24 protein-coding genes are annotated in these 24,740 nt (G+C 69.8%); 9 read left to right on the plus strand and 15 right to left on the minus strand.

Annotation, left to right across the window (positions count from 1 at the left end; all coding sequences use genetic code 11):
* Positions 1 to 26: 26 nt before the first annotated feature.
* Positions 27 to 770 carry an ABC transporter permease gene (locus ABEU20_RS06875; protein WP_420163650.1) on the minus strand — a complete coding sequence of 248 codons (744 nt, stop codon included), beginning with the start codon at positions 768 to 770 and terminating at the stop codon, positions 27 to 29.
* Positions 767 to 1,219, minus strand: a complete 453-nt coding sequence (locus tag ABEU20_RS06880) for a MerR family transcriptional regulator (RefSeq protein ID WP_420163651.1) — start codon at positions 1,217 to 1,219, stop codon at positions 767 to 769. The genes ABEU20_RS06875 and ABEU20_RS06880 overlap by 4 nt, the downstream gene beginning before the upstream one ends.
* Positions 1,220 to 1,294: 75 nt before the next feature.
* On the opposite strand from ABEU20_RS06880, the gene ABEU20_RS06885 reads away from it, so the two are divergent.
* Positions 1,295 to 2,527, plus strand: coding sequence for an MFS transporter (locus ABEU20_RS06885; protein ID WP_420163652.1), 1,233 nt, complete (start codon positions 1,295 to 1,297; stop codon positions 2,525 to 2,527).
* 57 nt (positions 2,528 to 2,584) lie between these two features.
* Positions 2,585 to 2,992 (plus strand): DNA-binding protein, encoded by a 408-nt coding sequence (locus tag ABEU20_RS06890; protein ID WP_420163653.1) that lies wholly within the window; start codon positions 2,585 to 2,587, stop codon positions 2,990 to 2,992.
* A gap of 78 nt (positions 2,993 to 3,070) precedes the next feature.
* Here the strand turns inward: ABEU20_RS06890 and ABEU20_RS06895 are convergent, their stop codons facing one another.
* Positions 3,071 to 3,202 carry a hypothetical protein gene (locus tag ABEU20_RS06895; RefSeq protein ID WP_005516815.1) on the minus strand — a complete coding sequence of 44 codons (132 nt, stop codon included), beginning with the start codon at positions 3,200 to 3,202 and terminating at the stop codon, positions 3,071 to 3,073.
* A 165-nt stretch (positions 3,203 to 3,367) separates the two neighbouring features.
* Positions 3,368 to 5,866 carry an aminopeptidase N gene (gene pepN, locus ABEU20_RS06900; RefSeq protein ID WP_420163654.1) on the minus strand — a complete coding sequence of 833 codons (2,499 nt, stop codon included), beginning with the start codon at positions 5,864 to 5,866 and terminating at the stop codon, positions 3,368 to 3,370.
* 128 nt (positions 5,867 to 5,994) lie between these two features.
* On the opposite strand from pepN, the gene ABEU20_RS06905 reads away from it, so the two are divergent.
* Both ABEU20_RS06905 and mihF read left to right on the plus strand, forming a co-directional pair.
* Positions 5,995 to 6,774: an enoyl-CoA hydratase gene (locus ABEU20_RS06905; protein WP_420163655.1), complete on the plus strand. Its 780-nt coding sequence runs from the start codon at positions 5,995 to 5,997 to the stop codon at positions 6,772 to 6,774.
* 108 nt (positions 6,775 to 6,882) lie between these two features.
* Complete coding sequence (gene mihF / locus ABEU20_RS06910) at positions 6,883 to 7,197, plus strand: integration host factor, actinobacterial type (RefSeq protein ID WP_005516808.1); 315 nt, start codon at positions 6,883 to 6,885, stop codon at positions 7,195 to 7,197.
* 30 nt (positions 7,198 to 7,227) lie between these two features.
* Here the strand turns inward: mihF and eutC are convergent, their stop codons facing one another.
* The 5 genes from eutC to ABEU20_RS06935 all read right to left on the minus strand — a co-directional run bounded on the left by eutC (position 7,228) and on the right by ABEU20_RS06935 (position 11,443).
* Entirely contained in the window at positions 7,228 to 7,974 is a 747-nt protein-coding gene (eutC, locus tag ABEU20_RS06915) for an ethanolamine ammonia-lyase subunit EutC (protein ID WP_420163656.1), read from the minus strand.
* Positions 7,971 to 9,383 (minus strand): ethanolamine ammonia-lyase subunit EutB, encoded by a 1,413-nt coding sequence (locus ABEU20_RS06920; RefSeq protein ID WP_420163657.1) that lies wholly within the window; start codon positions 9,381 to 9,383, stop codon positions 7,971 to 7,973. The genes eutC and ABEU20_RS06920 overlap by 4 nt, the downstream gene beginning before the upstream one ends.
* Before the next feature lie 126 nt (positions 9,384 to 9,509).
* Complete coding sequence (locus tag ABEU20_RS06925; RefSeq protein WP_420163658.1) at positions 9,510 to 10,175, minus strand: Rv1157c family protein; 666 nt, start codon at positions 10,173 to 10,175, stop codon at positions 9,510 to 9,512.
* A gap of 14 nt (positions 10,176 to 10,189) precedes the next feature.
* The gene (locus ABEU20_RS06930) at positions 10,190 to 11,071 is read right to left on the minus strand and encodes an aminoglycoside phosphotransferase family protein (RefSeq protein WP_420163659.1); all 882 of its coding nucleotides are present in this window, start codon (positions 11,069 to 11,071) and stop codon (positions 10,190 to 10,192) included.
* Between the two features lie 24 nt (positions 11,072 to 11,095).
* Positions 11,096 to 11,443 (minus strand): UBP-type zinc finger domain-containing protein, encoded by a 348-nt coding sequence (locus tag ABEU20_RS06935; protein ID WP_420163660.1) that lies wholly within the window; start codon positions 11,441 to 11,443, stop codon positions 11,096 to 11,098.
* A 110-nt stretch (positions 11,444 to 11,553) separates the two neighbouring features.
* Here ABEU20_RS06935 and ABEU20_RS06940 point away from each other — a divergent pair, with 110 nt between their 5' ends.
* The 4 genes from ABEU20_RS06940 to ABEU20_RS06955 all read left to right on the plus strand — a co-directional run bounded on the left by ABEU20_RS06940 (position 11,554) and on the right by ABEU20_RS06955 (position 18,023).
* Positions 11,554 to 13,074: a flavin-containing monooxygenase gene (locus tag ABEU20_RS06940; protein ID WP_420163661.1), complete on the plus strand. Its 1,521-nt coding sequence runs from the start codon at positions 11,554 to 11,556 to the stop codon at positions 13,072 to 13,074.
* A 72-nt stretch (positions 13,075 to 13,146) separates the two neighbouring features.
* Positions 13,147 to 15,492: a heavy metal translocating P-type ATPase gene (locus ABEU20_RS06945; RefSeq protein ID WP_420163662.1), complete on the plus strand. Its 2,346-nt coding sequence runs from the start codon at positions 13,147 to 13,149 to the stop codon at positions 15,490 to 15,492.
* 618 nt (positions 15,493 to 16,110) lie between these two features.
* Complete coding sequence (locus ABEU20_RS06950) at positions 16,111 to 16,932, plus strand: SDR family NAD(P)-dependent oxidoreductase (protein ID WP_420163663.1); 822 nt, start codon at positions 16,111 to 16,113, stop codon at positions 16,930 to 16,932.
* Between the two features lie 56 nt (positions 16,933 to 16,988).
* A complete protein-coding gene (locus ABEU20_RS06955) occupies positions 16,989 to 18,023 on the plus strand; it encodes a GAF domain-containing protein (protein WP_420163664.1) in 1,035 nt (344 codons plus the stop codon).
* A 34-nt stretch (positions 18,024 to 18,057) separates the two neighbouring features.
* Here ABEU20_RS06955 and ABEU20_RS06960 read toward each other — a convergent pair whose 3' ends face one another.
* The 5 genes from ABEU20_RS06960 to ABEU20_RS06980 form a co-directional block, all read right to left on the minus strand.
* On the minus strand, positions 18,058 to 19,815 hold the full coding sequence (locus ABEU20_RS06960; protein ID WP_420163665.1) for a cutinase family protein: 1,758 nt from the start codon (positions 19,813 to 19,815) through the stop codon (positions 18,058 to 18,060).
* Positions 19,816 to 19,939: 124 nt separating this feature from the next.
* Positions 19,940 to 21,232, minus strand: a complete 1,293-nt coding sequence (locus ABEU20_RS06965; protein ID WP_420163666.1) for an RNA polymerase sigma factor — start codon at positions 21,230 to 21,232, stop codon at positions 19,940 to 19,942.
* A gap of 4 nt (positions 21,233 to 21,236) precedes the next feature.
* Positions 21,237 to 21,659 carry a YciI family protein gene (locus ABEU20_RS06970; protein ID WP_420163667.1) on the minus strand — a complete coding sequence of 141 codons (423 nt, stop codon included), beginning with the start codon at positions 21,657 to 21,659 and terminating at the stop codon, positions 21,237 to 21,239.
* Between the two features lie 87 nt (positions 21,660 to 21,746).
* Entirely contained in the window at positions 21,747 to 22,052 is a 306-nt protein-coding gene (locus ABEU20_RS06975) for a hypothetical protein (protein WP_420163668.1), read from the minus strand.
* Positions 22,053 to 22,120: 68 nt separating this feature from the next.
* Positions 22,121 to 22,804, minus strand: coding sequence for a type 1 glutamine amidotransferase domain-containing protein (locus tag ABEU20_RS06980; protein WP_420163669.1), 684 nt, complete (start codon positions 22,802 to 22,804; stop codon positions 22,121 to 22,123).
* Positions 22,805 to 22,942: 138 nt separating this feature from the next.
* Between ABEU20_RS06980 and ABEU20_RS06985 the strand changes: the two genes are divergently transcribed.
* Entirely contained in the window at positions 22,943 to 23,623 is a 681-nt protein-coding gene (locus ABEU20_RS06985) for a DNA alkylation repair protein (protein WP_420163670.1), read from the plus strand.
* A gap of 63 nt (positions 23,624 to 23,686) precedes the next feature.
* Here the strand turns inward: ABEU20_RS06985 and ABEU20_RS06990 are convergent, their stop codons facing one another.
* Positions 23,687 to 24,628, minus strand: a complete 942-nt coding sequence (locus tag ABEU20_RS06990) for a LysR family transcriptional regulator (RefSeq protein ID WP_420163671.1) — start codon at positions 24,626 to 24,628, stop codon at positions 23,687 to 23,689.
* Positions 24,629 to 24,740 lie beyond the last annotated feature (112 nt).

Raw genomic sequence — 24,740 nt, forward strand, 5'->3', positions numbered from 1 at the left:
CGACAAGTGCGCACAACGCGGGAGGGTCAGGGACGGTGGACGGCTCCGCGCGCGACGAGTTCGATCGTGGCGGCCACCGCACACGTCTGCGCCAGCAACAGTCCGACGAGGACGAGGATCTGCACCGCGCCGGCCTGCACCGCGGACCCGGTCGCGAGCAGCACGCCGACGAACGCTCCGGGCAGCGTCACCAGTCCGACCGTGCGGGTCTGGTCCAGACCCGGCAGCAATGCGTCCGTGGCCGCCGACCCCACCACCTCCATCCGGGCGTCACGCGTACTCAGCCCCAGGCTCAGCGCGGCCTCCACCTCGCCCCAGCGCTGCTCGATCGCGTCGAGGCCGCGTTTGGCGGCGAGGGAGGTGGCTGTCATCGCGTTGCCCAGGACAATGCCGCCGATCGGCACGAGCGCCACGCCCTCGAGCGGCACCACCCCACTGACGAGCATCAGCGGAACCACCAGCCCGACGCCGACGGCCAACGCCGACGCCAGCCACACCGCCGACCGTCCGGCGCGCGACCGACGGGCCGCGGTGAAGGACGCAGCCCCGAACATCACCGCGAGCACCAGCAACGACGACCACAGGTGCGCGAGCGCCGCCGCCAGGATCACGGACACCGCGGCCAGTTGCAGCGCACCACGTGCCGCGGCCCAGGGCGCCGTGAGCGGGTTGCCGAGTCCGGCGAATCGGTACACGACGGCGGCAAGCCCCACCATGACCGCGCACAGGACGAACAGTGCGAGGCCGGGGTTCGCGAGCGAACTGCTCACGGTTCGGAGGCCTTCGGCAGGAAGTCGTCCGCGAAGTCCTCACCGGACAGGGCCGCGTCGACCCGGGCCCGGATGTACCCGCCGGTCATGGGGCAGTCGCGCGCCCGGTCGGTGCGGCAGCCCAGCATGTGCTCGAGCACCGCGACCGCGCGGGACAGGTTGCCGATGCGCTCACGCATCCGGGCGGCCTGATCCTCGATCAACCGGCTGCGGTCCACCACCGTGTCCGATTCGACGATCGCCTGGGTATCGGCGAGCGAGAGCATGCCGTCCTCGTGCCACAACTGGATGTAGGCGAGCCGCCCCAGGTCGTCGCGGCTGTAGTAGCGGACTCGGCCGCGACGCTCGGACGCCTCGATGAGACCGCGCTCCTCGTAGTACCGCAGCGCCGGCACGGACAGCCCGAAGGCGCGTGCGACGTCGGATATGGAGCAGAGGTCGTCGGGCATACGACACCTCCGACTTGCACTCAAGCCCACTTGAGTGTGGACGCTGTGAGCCTACTCCTCGGAAAGGAACGCTCAGTGCAGTCTCTGCAGACCGGTACCGCACCGGCCGCGACCTCCCACGCACGCGTCGGCGCCTCGGCAGTGCTGCTCGTCGCCGGCTTCGTTCTCATCAGCGCGAACACCCGTGTCGCCTTCGGCCAGATCGGCCCGCTGGCCCCGGTCGCGGGGTTCGACGCCTCCACCGTCACCCTGCTCGGACTGATCCCGCCGCTGGTCATGGGATTGTTCGCGCCGCTCGCCGTCGTCGCCCGCAGACGCCTCGGCGAGGAACGCGCCCTGTTCGCCGCCGGCGCCCTGCTCCTCGTCGGTGCGCTGGTCCGGATGGTGGGGATGCCCGGACTGATCGTCGGCACCGTGGTCGTGAGCAGTGCGACCGCGGTCGTGAACGTGCTCGTGCCGGTGTTCGTGCGCAAGCGGTTCGCGCCCGAGCGGACGGGCGTGATGATGGGCGTCTATGCGATGTCGATGGGCGCCGGATCCGCGGTGATCGCGGCGCTGATGGTCCCCGTGTTTCGGGCAACGGGCGAATCCTGGCCACCCGCAATCGGACTCGCGGTAATTCCCGCACTCCTGGCACTCGTCGGCACCGTCCCGCAGCTACGACACGCGAGTCGGCCCGACGGCCACCCGGGCGCAGCGGCCCACGACCGTCCGCAAGTGCTGCGTACGTGGACCGCGTGGAGCCTGACGATCTTCTTCGGCATCCAGACCCTGCTGTTCTACGCGACGCTCGCGTGGCTGCCGTCGATCCTGGTCGCCGCCGGAGTCGCCGACGGGACCGCGGGGAACATGCAGGCGCTGTTCATCGTCGGCGTGGCCGCGGGCGGCCTGGTTGCGCCGATCCTCGCCGCCGCGAGCGTCGATCAGCGCCCCCACATCCTGGCGATCGTGGTCGTGTGCGCCGCGGGCTTCACGGGCCTGCTGATCGCACCCGCCACCGCGCCCGTGGTGTGGGCGTTGATCCTCGGTGTCGGACTCGGTGGAGGTCAGGCCGTCGCCGGGGTGCTCTACGCCCGGCGCGGCCACACACCCGACCACGTGGCCGCACTGTCGACGGTGGCCCAGACGGGCGGCTATCTGATCGCGGCGACCGGACCGATCCTGGCCTCGCTCCTGCACGACGCCACCGGATCCTGGGCCGCACCGGTCACAGCGTTCCTCGTGTTGCTCGCCGTCAACGCGGTCGCGAGCATGCGGGCCGGACACGACTCCCCACGAGAGCCGACACGACGTCGAACCGAGGTGTGAATATTTTGTTGTCAATATTCCGTTGACAGCACGGTGGGCGAGGCGGACTCTCGAAGCATGACCTCCGAGGACTTCACCCCACCCAACCCCAGCCGGGAACGCGCCCACCGGGAGTACGCGGCCCTGTTCCGGATCGCCGAGCGGCACGGCGCCACTCCCGAACAACGGGCGCGTCAGTCGCATCCGGAGATCCTCGAACCACTGGGAGCGATCCGGGTGGTGGCGGCACTCGCGGGTGGCGTCCACACGCCGGAGCCGGGCGAGCCGGAGATCGACGACGCCGACATCACCGCGGCCCTCGGGCTGTTCCCGAAGGCCCGCGCCGAGATGGATCAGCTCGAGGCACTGTTCCTCGGCATCGCCCGTCAGCGCGGAATGACCTGGCGGGAAATTGCGTTCGGACTGGGCCTCGGAAGCACCCAGGCGGCACGGCAGCGGTACGAGCGGCTGGTCGAACGCACCTGAGGTCGAACACGTGTAGGGCCCGAAGCCGACGAGCGACTTCGGGCCCCACACGAGTCGGCCGGTTCCCGGCCACACTCGCTAGACGAGCAGCGCGGCGAACGCCCCGAGGGCGGCAATCAGACCGGCGAAAGCCCCCACCGCTTCCGCACCTGCGACAACCTGATCGAAGTCGACCGAACCCAGAGCCGTAGCGAACTCCTCAGAACCCATTGTCTTCCCCTTTGTTCCCGTGAAGCTGGTGCTTCGTCTCAGTCGCCGTTCTCGGCGCCACTGCATGTGTAGCGGACTGCGACAACGGATTCCAAGCGGTGAAAGCCTTGAATCGCAATCCATTACAGAATGGAAACGCTCGAGCGCACGGGCGTAAAAACGGCGTCACACGTCGTTAACACCGAGGGCCCGGACACGCAGATCGCGGGCCAGGTGATCGCGCTGTTCGATCACCAGGCGCCGCAGCGCGCCGGGAGCGTCCGCGTTGGACGTCAGCCAGGCATCCACCGCATCGAGGGAATCCGCCGCCGGGAACAGGCCCAGCACGATGCGGCGGGCGATCTCGATGCTCCGCGTCGCCCACACGTCGCGGATCGCCGCGAAATAGGCGTCGTCGTAGGGCGCGATCAGGTCCCGGCGCTCGCCGGCCCGGAAGCCGCCGATGACGGCGTCGAGTTGGTCGTTGCTGAGCCCGGGATCCTCCAGGGCCGCTCGCCACGCCTCGCCCTTGACCTCCGGCAGTGGGCGGGCCGTGAGCGCGCGCAGGTGGGCGGTGCGGCCGGACGCGGTGTCGTCACGGCCGAGTTCGGCGGCGAGATCCGGCGCGTCGGCATGCCCGGTCGCGGCGAGCGCGGTCCACAGTGCCCAGCGCAGGTCCGGGTCCAGCGGCAGGCCGTCGGGCGCCGGTCCGGTGCCGTCGAGCAACGCGCGGATCTGCGGCGCGAAGCGACCGTCGACGGCGGCCGCCGACGCCACCGCCCGCGCCCACGCCAGCTGGCCGCCCGAACCCGGCTGCGCGTCCCACAGGGCCGCCCTGCACGATTCGAGCCACCGACCGCGCCACTCGTCACGAGCCGCATCCGGAAGGTAGTGCGCGACGGCGTACCCGGCGTTCGCGAGCACCGCCGCCATCAGTGCCGTGTTGGTCTCGGACGGTGCGAAGACCTGGGCCATCGCCAGGTAGCGTTCGGGGGAGAGCTCGCCGTCGCGGGTGGCGTTCCACAGCGCCGACCAGATCAACCCCCGGGCCAGCGGGTCGACGACCCGGTCGAGCGAGCGCTCCACGGTGTCCAGCGAGCCGGCGTCGAGCCGGACCTTCGCGTACGTGAGGTCTCCGTCGTTGAGCAGGCGCAGCGGCGCTTCCGGCAGGTCGACCGGCGTACGTTCGTTCCCGAGATCCAGCTCGACGCGATCGCGTCGGACCAGAGCGCCCGAATCGTCGAAGTCGTAGAGTCCTACCGCGATCCGGTGCGGTCTCGGATCGGTCTGCACGATCTCGTAGCCGCCGGCGCCGCGCTCGAGGGTGAGCGTCGACATCCCCGTGGTCCGGAGCCACGCGTGCGCCCAGGTCGCGAGGTCGCGGCCCGACGCCTCCGACAGTTCCGACAGCAGGTCCCCCAGCGTGGTGTTGCCGAAGGCGTGCGCGCGGAAGTAGCGGCGTGATCCCTCGAAGAACGCATCCCGGCCGACGTACGCGACGAGTTGCTTGAGAACGCTGGCGCCCTTCGCGTAGGTGATCCCGTCGAAGTTCAGTTTCGCGGCCTCGAGGTCGACGATGTCGGCGACGATCGGATGCGTTGTCGGCAACTGGTCCTGCGAGTATGCCCACGCCTTGCGCCGATTCGCGAACGCGACCCACGCGTCGGTCCACTCGGTGGCCTCCGCGCTCGCGAGCGCGCCCATGTAGTCGGCGAAGGACTCCTTGAGCCACAGGTCGTCCCACCACACCATCGTGACGAGGTCACCGAACCACATGTGTGCCATCTCGTGCAGGATCGTGTTGGCACGCCCCTCGTACTGCGCGGCGGTCGCGGCGCCGCGGAACACGTATGCCTCGGTGAAGGTGACGCAGCCCGGGTTCTCCATGGCACCGAGGTTGTACTCGGGCACGAACACCTGGTCGTACTTGCCCCACGGGTACGGGTAGTCGAAATTCTCGGCGAAGAAGTCCAGGCCCTGCCGGGTCACCTCGAAGATCGTGTCGGCGTCCAGGTACCGGGCGAGCGACGCGCGGCACAGCACCCCGAGCGGAACGTCGAGATCGCCTCGCCGCCACTCGGATTCGACACGGTGATACGGACCCGCAACGATCGCGGTGATGTACGTCGAGATGGGCAGGGTGGGAGAGAACTCCACCGACTGCCGGTCGCCGTCGTCCTCGACGATCGCGGCGGGTCGGTTGGATGCCACCTCCCAGCCGGACGGCGCCGTGACCGAGAACGTGAAGGGCGCCTTCATGTCCGGCTGCTCGAAACATGCGAACACCCGACGCGCGTCGGACGGCTCGTACTGCGTGTAGAGGTACGTCGCACCGTCGACCGGATCCCGGAATCGGTGCAGCCCTTCGCCGGAACGGCTGTACCGTCCCACCGCGCTGACCACGACGGTGTTCGACCTGCGCAGGCCGTGCAGGGGGATGCGGGCCCCGTCGTACTCGACGTCGACGAACTGACCGTTGACGATCACCGAACGCACCTCGAGACCGAGGAAATCGAGCCATGTCTCCGTCGCGGTGGCGTCGAACTCCACCGTCGTGGTGGTCAGGAACCCCGCCTCGGTCTCGTCGGGGGCGTCCGTCACGTCCAGTTCCACCCGATATGCACGGACTGTCACGGCCGCCGATCGCGCGGCGGTCTCGGAGCGGGTCAGATTCGCGATACTCACGCCACCGATCCTGCCAGCCGCAGGAACCGTCCGGGGTGCGTCCGGCCAACCCGCGTGGACGGGCGCCTGCACGTGCGCGCGGGGCGTCGTAGCATCGGGCTGCGAGCGCTCACGGGAAGAGGTGCGAGATGGACGATCCGATCACGACCCAGGTCGACGACGAGACGGGGATCGCGCACCTCGTCCTGAACCGTCCAAAGCAGCGGAACCCGCTGTCCACCAGCATGATGCGAGCGGTGACGGCCGCACTGCGTAAACTGGGCGACGACGCAACCGTCCGCGTCGTGGTGCTGTCCGCGGCCGGCTCCGCCTTCTCCGCCGGCCACGACCTGTCGGAGATGGTGGGACGCAGCCTCGAGGACGAGCGCGAGATCTTCGAAGTGTGTACCGAGATGATGGATGCCGTCCAGTCGATCCCGCAGCCCGTGGTCGCCGCCGTCCAGGGACCGGCGATCGCCGCCGGCTGCCAGTTGGCGGCGTCGTGCGACCTCGTGGTGGCGTCGTCGACCGCGGTGTTCGGCACTCCGGGCGTGCGTATCGGGCTGTTCTGTTCCACTCCCATGGTCGCGCTCAGTCGCGCGGTGGGGCGCAAGCGCGCGATGCAGATGCTGCTCACCGGCGACACCATCGACGCGGCGACGGCGGCGGAGTGGGGATTGGTCAATTTCGTTGCGGCACCGGACCAACTGGACGCTCGTACAGATGAGTTGGCCGCACGCATCGCCGAGTCCAGCCCGCTCACGCTCGCGATCGGCAAGCAGGCCTTCTACCGCCAGATCGACCTGCCGCAGGACGAGGCGTACGAGCTGATGGCCGAGACGATGGCCGACAACGCCGTCACGTGCGACGCACAGGAGGGGATGAGCGCATTTCTCGCGAAGCGGAAGCCGACATGGACGGGCAAATGAGACGAACACCCCCAGTTTCTCGACACGCGGGACCAACTTGGCGCGCGCGGAACCCGTTTGCGTTCTAGCCTGAGGTCCATTCCGGGTACCGCGAAAGAGAGGCACATCATGGCATTGCCCACGTTGACCCCCGAGCAGCGCGCCGCCGCCCTCGAGAAGGCTGCAGCGTCCCGCAAGGCTCGCTCCGAACTGAGGGAAGGCCTCAAGTCGGGCAAGCTGACGCTGGTGGAGGTTCTCGACAAGGCAGACACCGACGAGCTCGTCGGCAAGACGAAGGTGCTGTACCTGCTCGAATCCCTGCCGAAGGTCGGCAAGATCAAGGCTCGCGACATCGCCGAGTCGGTCGGCATCGCCGAGACGCGCCGCGTCTCCGGCCTGGGCGCCCGTCAGCGCGCCGATCTGATCGCCAAGCTCAGCAGCTGACGTTCGTAGCTCTTCGCAACGGCCCGCGCTCTACAGCGCGGGCCGTTCCGCGTCCGTGAGGGCAGGATCGCGCGACGAATCCTTGAGCGCGACACCGGAGGCCCCGAGGCGCCGCGCCCCGTCGACGAGGGCGGCGACGACCCGGGCCGCATGGTCGTACGCCATCCCGTCCGGCGGATGGATGTTCGAGACGCAATTGCGTTGGGCATCAGTGCGACCGGGCTGCGGGTGGTGGGTCAGGTAGATGCCGACGCTGTCGGCGACCGACAGACCGGGGCGTTCCCCGATGAGCACGAGCATCGTCGTCACGCCGAGTTGCTCTCCGATGTGGTCTCCCAACGCGACACGCGCCTGGGTCGCGATCACCGGGGGAGCGACCGTCAGCTGCGGCAGGGCGCGGACGATCGCGGCGCCCAGGGCGGGACCGTGCGCCGCGAGCGCCGTCGGGGACAGCCCGTCGCACAGAGCGATACCGATGTCGGACCCGTTGTGCTCGAGCCTCGTTCCCCGCTCGGGAACGCGACCGAGGTCGGGTCGGCGCAGATACGTGGACCGGTCGGCCGCAGCACTGCGCACGATCGACGGATTCCCGAGACCTACGTCGCGGATCCGATCCGCCAACGCCTCGACGTCCAGCGCCGTGTGCACTGCATCCCGTGCCGCGGCGTGAGCGGCGACGAATTCTAGCTGCCGCCGCGTCGGCACACCGTTCCCGCTGCGGCCCAGCCCGATCCGCGCCTGGGTGTGGCGCCGGAGATCGCTCCACGGATCGCTCATGCGGCGCCGCCGAGAGCCCGCAGCGGTGACGCCGCGACGTCGACGGTAAGGATCCGTCCGGCGTCGTCGACCATCCCGAGTCGGCGCAGCCACGCCTCGAATTCGGGTGCGGGCCGCAGGTTCGCGGTGTCTCGCACGTACAGCGCGTCGTGGAACGACAGCGACTGGTAGCCGAGCATGACGTCGTCGGCGCCGGGCACCGTGATGACGAAGGCCGTGCCGGCGACGGCGAGCAGCGTCAGCAGGGTGTCCATGTCGTCCTGATCGGCCTCGGCGTGATTGGTGTAGCAGACGTCGACGCCCATCGGCAGCCCGAGCAGTTTGCCGCAGAACTGGTCCTCGAGCCCGGCCCGCACGATTTGCTTACCGTCGTAGAGATATTCGGGTCCGATGAATCCGACGACGGTGTTCACCAGCAGGGGTTGCAGGTCCCGCGCCACCGCGTACGCGCGGGCCTCCAGGGTCTGCTGGTCCACCGGCCGGTCACCGGTTCCGAGGTGGGTTCCCGACGACAGTGCCGAGCCCTGGCCGGTCTCGAGGTACATGACGTTGTCGCCGACCGTGCCGCGGCGCAGCGCCCGGCCCGCCTCGTTGCCTTCCCGCAGCAGTGTCAGGTCGACCCCGAATGCCCGATTGGCGCCCTCGGTCCCGGCCACGGACTGGAAGACGAGGTCGACGGGGGCGCCCCGCTCGACGAGGTCGATCGTCGTCGTCACGTGGGTGAGCACGCAGGACTGCGTGGGGATCTCGAACCGCCGGCGGATGTCGTCGAGCAGGTGCAGCAACTCGGCGACGGCGTGCGGGGAATCGCTCGCCGGGTTGATCCCGACCACGGCGTCGCCGCACCCCAGCAACAGCCCGTCGAGGATCGCCGCGGCGACTCCCCGCGGATCGTCGAGTGGATGGTTCGGTTGCAGCCGGGTCGCCAACCGCCCGGGCAGGCCGATCGTGGTGCGGAACGCACTGGTCACGACTGCCGCGCGCGAGACCGCGATGAGGTCCTGATTCCGCATGATCTTGCTGACGGCCGCCACCATCTCCGGGGTGAGTCCGGGGGCGAGGGCCGCGAGCACCTCGGCCGAGTTCGGGCGCGCCGCCACCGCGAGCAGATGATCACGCAGGCCGCCGACGGTGAGGTGCGCTACCGGGGCGAACGCCGCGGCGTCATGGGTGTCCAGGATCAGCCGCGTCACCTCGTCGGTCTCGTACGGGACCACGACCTCGGTGAGGAACGTGCGCAGCGGCACCTCGGCGAGCGCCCACTGGGCGGCGGCCCGCTCGGCATCCGAATGTGCTGCGCACCCGGCGAGTTCGTCGCCGGAGCGCCGCGGTGTCGCCTTGGCGAGCAGGTCCACGAGGCCGAGGAACTCGTACGCGACGCCACCGAGTCGCTGTCGGTACACGGTCATGACACGGTCACCTCCGTGGGCACCTCGGCCGCGGACCGAGGACGTGGACAACGCACCTGCGAACGCACCCTCAGTATGTGGCCGGGTTCGCCCGCCGTCGAGTGGACGGCGGGCGGAGCGGGCTCGTCAGGCCTGCACGACCCCGACCACGGGGGCGAAGTCACACGCCGGCAGGTCCCGGCTGGTGTTGTCGAGCATGCTGCCCGATATCAGGAAAACGACCGTGCCCCGGCCCGTTTCGATCGTGTTGGACAGCGTTCGCGGACTGTCCGCGGGGCGCTCCTGGTACAGCGGGGCCGTGCCTGAGCGCATCGTGTTCAGATTCAGCCAGGACACCGTCATCGGGTCGCCGCGGTGCGGAGAGGACATCGACGTGCCCAGCCCGGAGAACAGCACGTTGACCGTGCCGGGCGGAATGACCGGCGTCGGCAGGCTGGTGTCGACGGCCGGCCCGGCGACGGCCTGCGCGACACCGATCGAGTCGTCACCGAGAGCCGCGGGCAGCAGACAGTCCGAGGCGGACGTGTCGTACAGGAACGGCTGGACCGCGCCCTCGACCAGGTGCGCCGAACGGGGGAAGTAGGAAGCCCTCGGCACCCCGGCGGCGACCCTCCCGAGGGTCTCCAGCGCCGACTGTGCCGTGAGCGTGCCGACCGGCAGTCCCGCACCGAACGCGGTCCGGACCGCCGTCAGGTCGTCCACCGGCACCGGCTGGGCGGCGGCGGCCGCCTGACTACCCAGGCCCACCAGGATCCCCACCGAAGCAGCAATCCCCACAATTCGTCTGATCATGCGGGGATGGTAGATCAGCGCAGCAGAACTCGTGCGATCGAGACCTGGTCCCGCGACAGCCGCCGCTCACCGTCCTCGACGTCCCACAGGCCGTTCTGCAGCACGCGGCCGAGCGTCCAGGCCCGCGCGCGATCCCGATCGAGGTCGAGGACGTCGGTCATGAGGTCGAACCGCCAGGCGATGTCCGCGGCGTCGAACCGATCGGTGAGGGCGGGCAGCAAATCGAATCCGGGATCACCGGCGAGGGGCTTCGGATCGATCGCGAGCCACGGTGCGCGATCGGACGCGAGGACGTTGTCGTAGTGGAGATCCCAGTGCAGCAATCTGTTTCCCGACTCGGCGACGACGTCGCGGACCGCCGCCGCGCAGTCCGTCAGGAGATCCCGATCGTCCGGATCGTCGAGCAGCGGGACGGCGGACGGCGTCTGCTCCAGCATCGCGGTCGCCACGTCGTCGAGACGGCGCAGACCGTCCGGTGCCGTGTGGGCGGTGAGCCGCGCGAGCAGTTCGGCGAGGGTCTGCACCGCGGCACGGGTGTCCGCGACACTCGACAGGTGCCGGGAGGTGTCGAGCCGCTCGAGCAGCATCGCGCCGGTTTCGGCGTCGTGTGCGAGGAGACGGACGGCGCCGTCGCCGTCCCAGATCCGCAACGCCACCGACTCCCCGACGGTCTCCTCGTCCACCGCCTGCAACTTCAGGACGGCGTCCCTACCGTCGCCGGCACGGACCGGCAACACGAGCGCCGCCATGCCGTGCATCGGCGCGCCGACGGGGTGCAGATCCCAGCGTTGGAGCATCTCGTCGGCGATCCGGGGAAGGGCGGCGACGAAGGCCCGTCCGGCCACACCGCCGTACCTGTGCTGTGCAGCGACGAGCGCCTCGGGAACCTCGATCACCTCCCGACCGTAGCGGTGCGTGCCTCAGTGCAACCGGTCCGCCCAGTCCTCGGGCACCCGATCGGCGGGCCCCGGCACCGTCTGGTCAAGCGGATGATGTTGTGGTGGCGACAGTTCCGGCCCCTCCGCGAAATCCTGGGTGCGGTAGTCCCAGAACCAGGCCTCACCGGGCTCGTAGCTGCGGATGATCGGGTGCCCGGCCGCCGCGGCATGCGCGCTCGCGTGCTGCGCGGGGGAGGAGTCGCAGCATCCGACGTGGCCGCAGGCAGCGCACCGTCTCAGGTGGAACCACCATCCTCCGCTCGCGTCGCACTCGACGCATCCGGCCCCGCTGGGGCCCACACCGGGATCGATCTCGGGTGGCAGGGTCATGTTCACGCCTCCTCGTCTCGTCTCACCACCATTTTCCTCGCCCCGACCCGTCCGGAAGCGATACCGTGCATTACAGACGTGATTCGCCGTCACACGCATCCGGAGGATTCATGAGCGCCGACAGCACCCCGCGACCCGAGCACCGCGACGTCGTCATCATCGGCGCCGGACTGTCGGGCATCGGGACCGCCGCCCGCCTCCACACCGAGCAGCCGCACCGCTCGGTGGTGATCCTCGAGGCGCGGGGTGCGTCCGGTGGCACCTGGGACCTGTTCCGCTACCCGGGCATTCGTTCGGATTCGGACGTCCAGACCTACGGGTACGACTTCAAGCCGTGGAAGGGACGCAAGGCACTCGCGCCCGCCGCCGACATCCTCGACTACATCCGCGAGACGGCCCGCGAGTACGACCTCGACCGGCACATCCGCTACCACCACAAGGTGGTCCGTGCCGACTGGTCTCCGACCGACGCCCGATGGACGGTGGTGGCGCGGATCGGCGACACCGAGGAGACCACGACGTTCACGGCGAACTGGCTCTTCTGCGCCAGCGGCTACTACAACTACGACAACGGCTACACCCCGCAGTTCCCGGGCATCGAGCACTTCGGCGGCCGGGTCGTGCATCCGCAGCACTGGCCCGAGGACCTGGACTATGTCGGCAAGCGGGTCGTCGTCATCGGATCCGGCGCCACCGCCGTCACGCTGATCCCCGCGATGGCCGACGCCACCGGACACATCACGATGCTCCAGCGCTCGCCTTCCTACGTCATCCCGCTGCCCGCCGAGGACGCCCTCTCCGGGTTGTTCCGGCGCGTCCTGGGCGATCGCCGCGGCTACCGGCTCACCCGGAAGAAGAACATCGCGCAGAACGTCTGGATCTACAAGCTGTCGAGGCGCTTCCCGAAGCAGGTGCGGGCGGTGATCCGGCAACTCGACAAGCGGCTCCTACCCGCGGGGTTCGACGTCGACACCCACTTCAATCCTCGGTACGACCCGTGGGATCAGCGCCTGTGCGTGGTGCCCGGCGGCGACCTGTTCAAGGCGATCCGCGAGGGAAAGGCGTCGGTGGTCACCGACACCATCGAGACCTTCACCGAAACCGGCATCGCGCTCACCTCCGGCGGGCACCTCGACGCCGACATCGTCATCACCGCAACCGGACTCGACCTGCTGGCACTCGGCGGCATCGAACTGCGGATCGCCGGCGAACCGATCGACATCACCGAGCGCCTCGCCTTCAAGGGCACGATGCTCTCCGACATTCCGAACTTCTCGTTCGCGGTCGGCTACACCAATGCGCCCTGGACGCTCAAGGTCGACCTCGTCGCCGAATTCCTCTGTCGCGTACTGCGTCAGATGGATCGCCGCGGCGCCGACGTCGTCGTCGCGGAGAACCGCGAGGAGGGCATGGACACCCGGCCACTGCTCGACTTCGCGTCCGGCTACATCCAGCGCTCGTTGGACCTGTGGCCGCGGGCCGGAACCAAGGACCCGTGGAACCTGCAGATGGACTACTACAAGGATGTCGTGGTCCTGCGGGACACACCCGTCGACGACGGCACCCTGACGTTCTCGACCGTCGAACCGAAGCCGACGAGGCCGGACGGCGACCTCGTCAGCCCCGACTGACCGGTCGGCTCCGGCGGAGGAGGCAGCGGCGGTACCGTCGAGGTGACACCGCGAGAGCCTGGGAGCGTCAAGGTGGATGCCGCGTCCGATGCACGAACCAGGCGGCGTGCACTGGTGCGCCGCCTGCGGGAACCCGCCCTTCTGGCGGTCACGCTCGCCGCGCTCCTGGCCGGCGGAATCGCGTGGCTCGCGGATGCGGGTGACGTCGCCGACGCATGCTGGATCACCGGGACGGCCGTCGCGATCGTGCCCGCCACCTGGTGGGTGGTCGACGCGCTCCGTCACCGCCGGGTCGGCGTCGACCTCATCGCCGTGCTGTCGCTGATCGGCACGCTCCTGGTGGGGGAGTATCTCGCGGGCGCACTCATCGGCGTGATGCTGGCGACCGGTCAGGCCCTCGACGCGGCCGCGGAGCGGCGCGCCACGAAGGACCTGCGATCACTGCTCGAGCACGCGCCGCGGACCGCGCGCCGCCGTGACGGCGACACCGTCGAGTCCGTTCCCCTCGACGATGTCGCCGCCGGTGACGTCCTCGTCGTCGGGCCCGGCGAGGTGGTGCCCGTCGACGGCTGGGTGATGTCGGAGGCGGCGGTTCTCGACGAGTCCGTGCTCACCGGTGAACCACTCGCTGTGCAGCGCCGCCGCGGCGAGGCCGTGCGCAGTGGAACAGTCGACGCCGGAAGCGCTTTCGAGATGCAGGCGCGCACCACCGCGGAGCAGAGCACATACGCGGGCATCGTGCGACTGGCGCAGGACGCCGCGGCCGAGAGCGCTCCCGTCGTCCGTGTCGCGGACCGCATTGCCGGCTGGTTCCTTCCCCTTGCGCTCGCCGTGGCCGGGGCCGCATGGGTTTTCAGCGGTTCCGCGACCCGTGCGGTGGCCGTCCTCGTCGTCGCCACACCGTGCCCGCTACTGCTGGCGGCGCCGGTCGCGATCGTGTCGGGCCTGTCCCGAGCGTCGCGCCTGGGCGTCGTGATCCGCAACGGTGGCGCGCTCGAGAACCTGGGCCACGCAACCACGTTGGTGATGGACAAAACCGGCACCCTCACCACCGGACGCCCCACCGGGACCGACGTGCTCACCGCGCCCGGCGGCGACCCCACCGAGGTGCTGCGACTGGCCGCGTCGGCCGATCAACTGTCGCCGCACGTACTCGCCGAGGCCATCGTGCAGGAGGCGAAGATACGTGGACTCGACCTGTCCCTGCCCACCGACGTGGGCGAGGAGGCCGGCACCGGTGTCACCGCCACTGTGGACGGCCACCGGGTGAGCGTCGGCACGCTGAACCTGCCGGACGACGCTCCCGGATGGGCGCGGTCGGCGCACGGACGAGCCGTGCTCGACGGCGCCGCGATCGCGTGGGTGACCGTCGACGACACCCTCGCCGGCGCGATCCTGCTGATCGACCCCGTGCGCCGGGACGCCTCCCGCACCCTCCGACGCCTCCGCGCGGCCGGCCTGAACCGACTGGTGATGCTCACCGGGGACCGCCGCGAGCCGGCCCAGGAGATCGGGGCCGTCCTCGGTCTCGACGCCGTCCGGGCCGAGCAGTCGCCCGCGGACAAGGTGGCGGGGGTGCGTGCCGAACGGGAGCGAGCGGTCACCGTGATGGTCGGCGACGGCGTCAACGACGCACCCGCGCTGGCGGCGGCGACCGTCGGTGTGGCGATGGGCGCCCGCGGCTCGACGGCGACGTCCGAGGCGGCGGACGTCGTGCTCACCACCGACCGTCTCGACCACCTCGCGGACGCAATGGCGATCGCGCGCCGCTCTCGCCGGATCGCCGTTCAGAGCGCCACCGTCGGGATGGGGCTGTCGTTGGTGGCCATGGGGTTTGCCGCGTTCGGCCTGTTACCGCCCGCGGCCGGCGCGCTGCTGCAGGAGGGCATCGACGTGGCGGTGATCCTCAACGCGCTGCGTGCCCTGCGCGGCGCCCGGGCCGACGAGATCCCGCTACCCGACGACACCGAGGCGATGCTGCACCGGTTCTCCGCCGAGCACGACGAACTGCGCGACCAGCTCACGATCCTGCGAGACACCGCGGGCCTGCTCGCGGCCGGTGAGCTCACCTCCGCCCACGCGGCGCTGCGCCGCGTCGACGCCTTCCTGTTCGACACCCTGTTGCCGCACGAGGAGGCCGAGGACCGCGAGCTGTACCCGGCGCTCGCCACGCCCCTCGGCAACGCGGAGGCCACCGCCACCATGAGTCGCATGCACGCCGAGATCGACCGTCTCGCCCGGCGGTTGCGCACGCACCTCGCCCGCGCCGATGGGGCCGGCGGCATCACCGCGGAGCAGGTCGACGACCTGCTCGCGTGCCTGTACGGACTGCACGCACTGCTGCGACTGCACTTCGTGCAGGAGGAGGAGAACTACTTCGCCCTCGCGCCCGAGCCGGACGCCACCCCGAAGAGCTGACGCGGTGCCGGGGACCCCCACGACGATTCCCCCTCCGGCCACGGGGCAAATCCCCCTACGCCCCGCGACGACACCGCACTAGCGTTCACAAGTACCGGCCGATTCGTCGGACGGACCACGGCCTCCCGGACCCCCGACCTGGCGGGCCGTGGCCGGGTGGTGGCGCCGATCCCGTTCGGCGCCACTACCCGAACCCGGGGTCACCGACACGCCGCCGCTCGTCGTTGCCATACCGTCGGCCGCTCGCCTACAGTGCGAGGCGCGCACCCTCCCGGGTCTCCTGCAGCCTTGTCCGCGTCGGGTCTGCTTGTAGCGCACAGCGCCTTCGGAGCACACAGTGCTTTCGTAGCGCACTCAGCCGTCGGCACATCGCCGTACCGGCGTTCTCCCGGTCTCGCCGTGCACGCGAATCGAACGGAACGCCCACCCGACTCGGCTCGTGCCGCATTCACGTGCGGTTGATCGAGCCGTCCGGCCGCCGGGCGAGCGATCCGACACCCCGACGCGGATCGCTCGTCCGGTGGGTCGACTTCCCGGAACGGGCAGCGCCCGAGGTGCGGGGCCGACGACCGTCTGGTAATCAACCAGGGGCAGGACACGTCGGGACGGGGGAGTTCGTTGGGGTATTTCGATAGTCGCGTGTTCGCCGTGACCGGCGCGGCATCCGGGATCGGCCGCGAGTTGGCGATCCAACTGGCGCAGTCGGGAGCGGCCCTGGCACTCGCCGACATCTCGTCCGATCCGCTCGAGGTCACCGCAGCCGAGTGCCGCGGATTCGGCGCCGACGTGACGGCCACGGCACTCGACGTGACCGATCGGGCTGCGGTCGCGGCCTTCGCCGCCGACACCGTCGCTCGATTCGGCAGGGTCGACGGCGTCGTCAACAACGCGGGAGTCCTCTTCTCCGGCGACGTGGTCGCTTCGGACTATGCGGACCTCGAACACGTCGTGAATGTCGATTTCTGGGGTGTTGTCAACGGCACCAAGGAATTTCTTCCGCACATCATGAAGTCGGACCGCGGACGCATCGTGAACCTGTCGTCGGCGTTCGGCCTGATGGCCGCACCCGGATATTCCGCGTACAACGCCGCGAAGTTCGCGGTGCGTGGCTTCACCGAATCGCTCCGTCAGGAGATGGAGAGCGCCGGAAATCGGGTCAAGGTCACCTGCGTCTATCCGGGTGGGGTGCGAACGTCGATTGCCCGCACGGCGCGGACCGCAGTGGGTGTCGACCGAGCCGACGTCGTCGAGTCGTTCGAGCAGCGGATCGCGCGAACCGATCCTGCCGATGCGGCCAGGACGATTCTGCGCGGCGTCGAACGCGGACGGCCCCGAGTTCTCGTCGGTCCCGACGCGCGCGTCGTGGACGTCGCGACCCGTGTCCTCGGGCCCGCATATCAGTGGCTGCTGCCCGCGGCCAAGCGGCTCGCCTCGCGGTAGCCGAAACAATTCGTCGCTCCGTCCGGAGCGGGTTCACATTCGGGGGTGGAATTCGTATGGCACCGGACTGGTTACTGATCGCCACATTCGGGGGAGCCGAGCCCTCGTTGATCGGTGTGGGTGCGACACCCAAATCCTTCGTCGCGCTCGATCGGTACTTCACAGCACGTCGCGGACAACGGAACCGGTCACTCGACGACGTCCGGTCGGCGGTGTTGGACCTGATGGCGGATCCGGACCACCGGCCGATCGACCGGGAGTCCGACGACGGCCTCCATCGGATAGTGGCGGTGCCGCTGCTCAACTCCGAGACCCGCCTGCACGGCATCCACCTCTGGCGGGGCCCGATCACCGTCGAGCCGCCCCGCCGCGATCCGGTCGGTGCGTGGCACTTCAATCTGTCCGCAGGCACGGCCAGCGGCAGTGAGGACCTGTTCGACCTGTACGGCGTGGCGCCCGAGGATCGCCGATCCGAGGCGGCGCTGTCCGGCGCCTTCAACCGGCTGGTGACGAACCACGACGAAGGCCAGGCGCTCGCCAAGATCGTGCAATCCGCGCCCGGAACCGAGCATCAGGCCGTCTGGAAGGTGCGGCGCGACGACGGCGCCGAACGCGCCGCACACTTCTCGTGCCGCATGCTCGACGAGCGGCCGGAGCCGACCGGCAACCGCGTGGTGATCCTGCGCGGCGTCACCCACGACATCGGACCGGCGGACGATGTCCCGTCGGCGCCACCGCCGGTGATCCTCGAGCACCGGGTGCTCGACGCGGTGCTCGCCCCCGGCCAGTATCACGCGTACGTAGATCTGAAGCGCTTGACGCTGATCAAGTGGCGCAATCAGCCGATGCCGGGAATCGCCTGGGGAAACGCCGTCGGCGAACCCGAACCGGCGATCCATCCGGACGATCTGCCCATCGCCCGGGAGATGGCGAGGGACCTCGTACGTCGCAACGTCGAGGGCGTGATCCGGGTTCGCGGACTCGACGGCGAATGGAAGCCGCTGCACCTGTCGGTGGCGCTCGTGGCGTTCGACGAGTCCACGCACGGTGGGCTGGTCACCGCGACGCAGGCCCCGGCCGCTCGGGTGTGAGCGGCCGGGGCCTGTCGTCCGGTGGCGGGGCGGACTAGCCGCTCGGTGTCGGCACCGCGCCGGAGGACGTCGTGGTCGGGGCCGCGGTCGTGGTCCGCGGCGCCGTGGTGGACGTACTCGTCTGCGGCGACGCGGCTTCCGTCGGCGCGGTCGTGACCTCGGTCGCAACGTCGGTCGCCGCGGCGTTCGGTGTCGTAGCCGGTGCGGGCGCCTGCGGGCTCGGCGACGCGGGCTCGACGGCCACCGGCGAGTCGCCGGCCGGGCCCGACGTGGGCTGTGTCGACGGGTCGCTCGCCGGTGTGGAGGACGCGCCCGCCGGGGCCGCCGCCGAGGACGTGACCTCGCTCAGGGCGGCCGACAGTTCCGCCGCGCTCGGCTTCGCCTCCGGATTCACCTGCTGCCCGTTCTGGGCCTGCTTCGCGAGATACGTCAACCATGCGGCCGCGTAGTCGGCGGACGTGAGCGGCTTGCCGTTCGCCTGGTCGGCGTCCCGCCAGTAGTCGAAGTGATGCCCGACGTCCTTGGCCAGCGTCAACTGGTACGGATCGCTCATGATCACCGGGATGGTGTTCTGGTTCGTCACGATCAAACCGACGATTTCCCTGAACAGCTTCTGCGGCAGGTACGCGAGCGGAGACATCTTCTCCGTCACGATCGAATCCTTCTGTCCCGAAGCGGGAGTCGAGATGTCCGAGGGCGACTGCGCATCGGTGGCGCCGGCGGCGCCGGTCGGGGACGTCGTCGGCGTCGCGGTGGGAGGCGTGTACGACGGGTCCGACACCTTCAGCAGGACGTCGAGGAAGGTCTCGTCGCTCTGCATCCAGTCCGGCTGCGAGCGGATGTCCGCGAACGCGTCGAGCGCGATACGGGAGAGGACGGTCGCGACGTCGATGCCGGTCGCCAGAGTCAGCTGTTCCCGTTCGAGCGCATCGACGTTCAACTGCCGCCCGACGTTCACCACCAGCTGCAGCAGCGAGATGTTCTGCGGCGCAGAGCAGGTGATGTCGCCGTCCGAACAGAACGACGCGATGCGGCCGGCCAGCGCGCCGAAGTCGGAGCCGCCGGTGTCCGGCGTCACGCCCTGACCGGGGACCGGGTTCTTACCGTTCTGGTACTTCACATCGAAGCCGTCGGGGTTGGTGAAGGGGTTCTTCGCGCCCGGGAACGGGCCCTGTCCGGCGGCGCGGCCGGCGTCGGCGAGGATCACGACCCCGACGACGTTCGCCGGATCGACGATGCCGTACCCGCCGGTGGCATCCGCTTCCTGGTGACCGACGTTCATCGCGACGCGACGAGCCACGTCCGCACCCTCGCTGTAGCCGACGATCGCGAACTTGGTGTCCGGGCACGACGCTCGAATCGCCTTGATCACCGATTCGGTGTTCGCGACACCGGTGTTCACGGACTTCTCGTAGCTCGACATGTCCGCCGGGTACGCGATGTACATCGCGGCGTACGAACCCGGCGCGACCGCCTTCAGCGGCGCGTTCGACGCCTGATCGATCCACGCGCTCACGTAGTCGTCGGCCGAGGCCGCAGGCAACTCCCGGCCGTCGGCGTCGACGAGCATCTTCGTGGTGCCCGGACGCGGCGTGTCGCTGCGACCGGCGATCGACAAGGTCACCATGTCGTGACAGTCGGTGGTCGACGCCGTCAGTGCGGTGTCGATCGTGCGCGGCGGAGCGGACCACAGCGCCCATGCCAGAACCACCAGCAGCGCCGCCCCCAGCGCGATCGGGGTGATCACCCGGGGCGCGATCCGATGCCGCGCCAGAAAACCGTGACTAGCCATGCCCACTCCCCAAACCCGACTCACGGACGACACGTGGACAACCCACCGGTCCGCGCGTCACATCATGGAGAAAGTCGGGCAGTCGACCGGACTCGTTACACGCCGGGTGCAGATCGGCGGCGAATCACGGGGACGGCAGTTCGGACGCCCTGTCCTCCAGCCGCTTCCGTTCCCGGATGTTGGCCGTCAACCGGGCCGCCGCCTCGAACTCGGCCCGCGCCTCCTCGGTGCGGCCGAGGCGCGCGAGCAGCTCGCCCCGGGTGGCGGGCAGGAACCGGTATCCCGCGAGCCGTCCGTCCGCGACGAGACCGTCGATGATGTCGAGTGCCGCGCCGGGACCCGACGCCATCGCCACCGCCGCCGCCCGGTTCAGGTCGACGACGGGGGACGGGGCGAGCCGCCCCAGCGCCTCGTACAACAGCACGATCCGCTCCCAGTCGGTGTCGTCGACGGACGGCGCGACGGCGTGGCATTCCGCGATCGCGGCTTGCAGCGCGTAGGCGCCCCGTCCGCGGCCGAGCGCATCGGCGCGGTCGAGCGCCTCGCGTCCCCGCGTGACGGCACCCCGGTCCCAGCGGCGCCGATCCTGGTCGGCGAGCAGCACCGGGTCGCCGTTCGCGTCGAGCCGCGCCGGGAACCGGGCAGCGGTGAGCTCCATGAGCGCGACCAGTCCGTGCGGTTCCGGTTCCCGGGGCACGAGTTCGACGAGGATGCGCCCCAACCGAAGCGCCTCCCGGCTGAGTTCGGGGCGCATCCAGTCGTCGCCGGCGCTCGCCGCATGCCCCTCGTTGAACACCAGGTACAGCACCCCCAGCACCGCGCCGAGTCGTTCGCCGAACTCGGCACGGTCCGGCACCGCGAACGGCACCTTGGCGGCGGCGAGCGTCTTCTTGGCCCGCACGATGCGCTGCTGCACGGTGGACGTCGGGACCAGGAAGGCGCGGGCGATCTCCTCGCTGGACAGACCACCGACCACCTTGAGCGTCAACGCGACCCGCGCCTCGCGGGAAAGCACCGGGTGACACGAGACGAACACCAGTCGCAGGACGTCGTCGTCGATCCGGTCGGGATCCCACGGCAACTCGCCCGGGACGGCGTCCTCCCGGGTCTCGAGGTCATGGGCGATCGCGGCCAGACGCTCGTCGTACCGCTCCTGCCGGCGCCAGCCGTCGATGGCCCTGCGTTTGGCGACCGCCGTCAGCCACGCGCCGGGGTTGGCGGGGACACCCGACCCGGGCCACTGCGCGAGCGCGTCGGCCAGCGCCTCCTGCGCGAGATCCTCGGCCCGGCCGAAGTCACCGACCATCCGGGTGAGCGTCGCGACGATGCGGGCGGACTCGATGCGCCACACCGCCGCGACGGAGCGGCGCGCGGATTCCGTCGGATCCGGGCGACGCTCCGTCGGGATGTCGGGCACGCGGTCAGGCCTTGCGGTTCTCGAGTTCCTCGCGCCAGCCCTCTTCCTTCTCGATCCACTCGTTGTCCTGGGGGAAGTCCTCGGGACCGGTGACCCGGCGCACCTCGAGCTTGGTGCCCGGCCCGAGCGGGGCGCGCTTGGCCCACTCGGCGGCCTCCTCCTTCGACGCGACCTCGAGGATCCAGAAGCCGTTGAACAGTTCCTTCGTCTCTCCGTACGGGCCATCGGTGACCAGCGGCGTCTCGCTGGTGAAGTCGACGACGAAGCCCTCCGCGGCGTCGGAGAGACCCTCACCGGCGAGCAGCACCCCGGCCTTCATCATGGCCTCGTTGTACTTGCCCATGTCCTCGATGATCTGCTCGAACGGGATGTCCTTCGATGCCTCGATCGCCTCGTCGGTGACGCGCATGATCAGCATGTACTTCATGTGTCCGCTCCTTCGTCCAGGGTCGCGAATCGACCCTCTCATCCACGACGTCGAACGGGAAGACGACGGATCGACAGGCCGGGAGAATTATTTTTCGGGAACCGGTTCGGCGAGCGTGACGTGCATCAGTTCGGTGCGCGCGACCGCACGGTCACGTTCGTCGGCGAGAGCCAGCCGGCGCTCGTCGCCCAGGTAGCCGTCCATCGCGGCCTGCGACTCGAAACTGAACATCTGGACCTCGAACGGCCGGTCCCCCGTGCCGTCGGTGCGGGCGCGTTGCAGCACCCGGCCGCCGTGCTCGGCGACGAGCGCGAGCACCTTGTCCTCGTAGGCGACGAGGGCATCCTCCTGCCCCGGACGCGCCCACAGCAGCACACAGAGGTCGATGGCCATGTCGGGCAGGGTAGTCCGATCTCTCGTCATCCGTCCGGGCGTTATCGTCCGAGCGTCAGAGCAGGGCGTCAGAGCAGGGCAGCGACCTGCTCGGCCGTCGCCTTGGCCGACTGCGGATTCTGACCGGTCACAAGGCGCCCGTCGACCACCACCTTGGAGGTGAAGGGCAGCACGCCCCTCTCGTAGAGCGCACCGCGCTGCCGAATCTCCTCCTCCGCGTTGTACGGGACCTTCTTGGAGACCCTGGCCAAAACCTCCTCCCGCCACGAGAACCCCGTGAGCCGACGCCCGTCGACCAGCAGCGTGCCGTCGGAGAGCTTCGCGTTCAGCAGACCGCAGTAGCCGTGACAGACGGACGAGACGATCCCGCCGTGTTCCCAGATGTCGCACGTGAGCCGCTGCAGGCCGAGGCTGTCCGGGAAATCCCACATGACGGCGTGGCCGCCGGTGAGGTAGATCGCGTCGAAGTCCGCGGTGTCGATCTCGTCCGGTCGCGCCGTGTTCGCCAGCAGCGCCATGCGGGCGTCGTCGGCCAGCCACGCCTTCGCCGTCGCATCGATGTTCGGCCACGCGAGCGACCGCGGCTCGAGCGGCGAGCGGCCTCCCTTGGGGCTGACGATGCGCTGCTCCAACCCGTGCTTCTCGAACACCTCGTAGGCGTGGGTCAACTCCGACAGCCACAGCCCGGTCGGCTCGGACGGATCGTCGTAGTGCGCGACGTTGCTGACGACGTGCAGAATGCGCCTGGTCACGGTCGGTCCTCCCTGTCGGTCGGGGATACCGTTCGCCCGCCGTGTCCACGGTATCGACTGTCGCGCCCGTGGCCCAGGCAATCGCCGCAATCACCGCATGCCGACCCGTACGCTCGAGGCGAGGCGAAGGAGGTAGCTGTGGCGACGACATCCCAGGCGACGGTCGACGACGTCCTGACGGAACTGGCGGCCCTGGAGGACCCGAAGATCCGCGCGGTCAACGAACGCCACGGCGACGACCACGGCGTCAACCTCACCGAACTGCGGGCGGTCGCCAAGCGCCTGAAGACGCAGCACGAACTCGCGGGTCAGCTGTGGGGGACCGGCGACACCGCAGCGCGTCTGGTCGCGATCCTGATCAGTCGGCCGAAGGCGTACAGCGCGGAGGAGCTCGACGCCATGCTCCGCGACGCCCGTGTCCCCAAGGTGCATGCCTGGCTCGTGAGCTACATCGTGAAGAAGAGCCCGCACGTCGAAGAACTGCGCACCGCCTGGCTCGCCGATCCCGACCCGGTCGTCGCCGGCGCGGGCTGGGCACTGACCAGCGATCTCGTCGCGAAATCCTCCGACGGCCTCGATCTTTCCGGGCTTCTCGACACCATCGAGGCCCAGATGAAGGACGCACCGGATCGCCTGCAGTGGGCGATGAACGAATCCCTCGCCACCATCGGCATCCATCACCCCGAGCACCGAGCCCGCGCGATCGGAATCGGCGAAGAACTCGAGGTCCTGAAGGACTACCCGACATCGCCCGGCTGCACCTCGCCCTACGCGCCGATCTGGATCGACGAAATGGTGCGGCGGCAGGGGCGGAGGTAGTCCTCGAGGTCCGTGCTTCGGGGTTCGACGGCGCTCCTGCGCAGCCGTACCCGACCCTCCTGATCAGCCCGGAGGTCCGGTCGACGCCCAGGACGGACGCCACGCCCCCTGCGGCAGCGCCGCCAGGGTGCCCAGGTGGTCGATGATCCCGCGAAGTCCCGGATGCGGATTCGAGCTCCGCAGGAGGAGCGAGATCGGGTACGCGAGAGTCGGATTCACGATGGGGATGCGCCGTAGGTCGTAGTGCACCGGCCACAGGTACCGGTCGCGCGCGGCGATCAGGGTCGCGACGTCCGCGGAATCCGCGAGGGTGTCGAGCAGCACCTCGTTGCCGAAGTTGGGGCCGGCCGCGTCGATGCGGAGGTCGAACTCGGTGACGAGTTGGTCGTAGAAATCGGCCCATTCGCTGCGGGGCACGATGCCGGGCACCCAGATTCGATGCCGTCGCAGCTGCGTCGGCGTCAGTGCTCGTGCCGATGCGAGTGGATGTCCCGGTCCGACGAGGAGTTCCAGTGGCGAGTCGAACGCGGGGATCATCTGCACGTCGCGCGGCAACGTCGCCGGGTCGGTGACCGACCGGAAGGACGCGTCTATCTCGCCCGCCTCGACGGCCGCGACCGCGGCCCGGGGATCGTCGACCTTGAGGGTCACCACGTCCAGGTCCAGCTCGGGGTGCGACCGCCAATAGTCGTGCAGCACAACGGCCTGCGCCGATCGAAGACCGAGCACGTCGATCCGGAGGGCGCGCGACCCGGGCCTGACCGCGGCGACCGCCCGGTCCGCACCCGTGACGACGCTGCGCGCGTGCGGAAGGAACGCCTGGCCGTCGAGGGTCAGCTCGACACCACGGGAGGTACGGGCGAACAACCGGACGCCCAGCTCCCGCTCCAGGCTCGCGATCCGCTTGGAGACGGCCTGCTGCGTCACCCCCAACTCGTCCGCCGCGTGCCGCAGTTGCCCGAGCTCGGAGGCCCGGACGAACGAACGCAGTGCCTCGGTGTCCATCGGCAGAGCCTATGCCCGGGCAACCGATAGTTGTGGCACTCGGGGAGGCCGGTTGTTTGATGCTGGACCGATGCGACTGCTGTGATGCGAGACCCGAACATCGGTTGTCGCG

The organism is Rhodococcus parequi (genome assembly GCF_046042785.1).
In the GTDB taxonomy this organism is placed as follows: Bacteria; Actinomycetota; Actinomycetes; order Mycobacteriales; family Mycobacteriaceae; genus Prescottella; species Prescottella parequi.

Bases quoted from the DNA above. Each gene is read 5' to 3' on its own strand.
- ABEU20_RS06880 (WP_420163651.1), bottom strand. From the start codon at position 1,219: ATGCCCGACGACCTCTGCTCCATATCCGACGTCGCACGCGCCTTCGGG.
- ABEU20_RS06890 (WP_420163653.1), top strand. From the start codon at position 2,585: ATGACCTCCGAGGACTTCACCCCACCCAACCCCAGCCGGGAACGCGCC.
- ABEU20_RS06895 (WP_005516815.1), bottom strand. From the start codon at position 3,202: ATGGGTTCTGAGGAGTTCGCTACGGCTCTGGGTTCGGTCGACTTCGAT.
- ABEU20_RS06905 (WP_420163655.1), top strand. From the start codon at position 5,995: ATGGACGATCCGATCACGACCCAGGTCGACGACGAGACGGGGATCGCG.
- mihF (WP_005516808.1), top strand. From the start codon at position 6,883: ATGGCATTGCCCACGTTGACCCCCGAGCAGCGCGCCGCCGCCCTCGAG.
- eutC (WP_420163656.1), bottom strand. From the start codon at position 7,974: ATGAGCGATCCGTGGAGCGATCTCCGGCGCCACACCCAGGCGCGGATC.
- ABEU20_RS06920 (WP_420163657.1), bottom strand. From the start codon at position 9,383: ATGACCGTGTACCGACAGCGACTCGGTGGCGTCGCGTACGAGTTCCTC.
- ABEU20_RS06925 (WP_420163658.1), bottom strand. From the start codon at position 10,175: ATGATCAGACGAATTGTGGGGATTGCTGCTTCGGTGGGGATCCTGGTG.
- ABEU20_RS06935 (WP_420163660.1), bottom strand. From the start codon at position 11,443: ATGACCCTGCCACCCGAGATCGATCCCGGTGTGGGCCCCAGCGGGGCC.
- ABEU20_RS06940 (WP_420163661.1), top strand. From the start codon at position 11,554: ATGAGCGCCGACAGCACCCCGCGACCCGAGCACCGCGACGTCGTCATC.
- ABEU20_RS06955 (WP_420163664.1), top strand. From the start codon at position 16,989: ATGGCACCGGACTGGTTACTGATCGCCACATTCGGGGGAGCCGAGCCC.
- ABEU20_RS06960 (WP_420163665.1), bottom strand. From the start codon at position 19,815: ATGGCTAGTCACGGTTTTCTGGCGCGGCATCGGATCGCGCCCCGGGTG.
- ABEU20_RS06970 (WP_420163667.1), bottom strand. From the start codon at position 21,659: ATGAAGTACATGCTGATCATGCGCGTCACCGACGAGGCGATCGAGGCA.
- ABEU20_RS06975 (WP_420163668.1), bottom strand. From the start codon at position 22,052: ATGGCCATCGACCTCTGTGTGCTGCTGTGGGCGCGTCCGGGGCAGGAG.
- ABEU20_RS06990 (WP_420163671.1), bottom strand. From the start codon at position 24,628: ATGGACACCGAGGCACTGCGTTCGTTCGTCCGGGCCTCCGAGCTCGGG.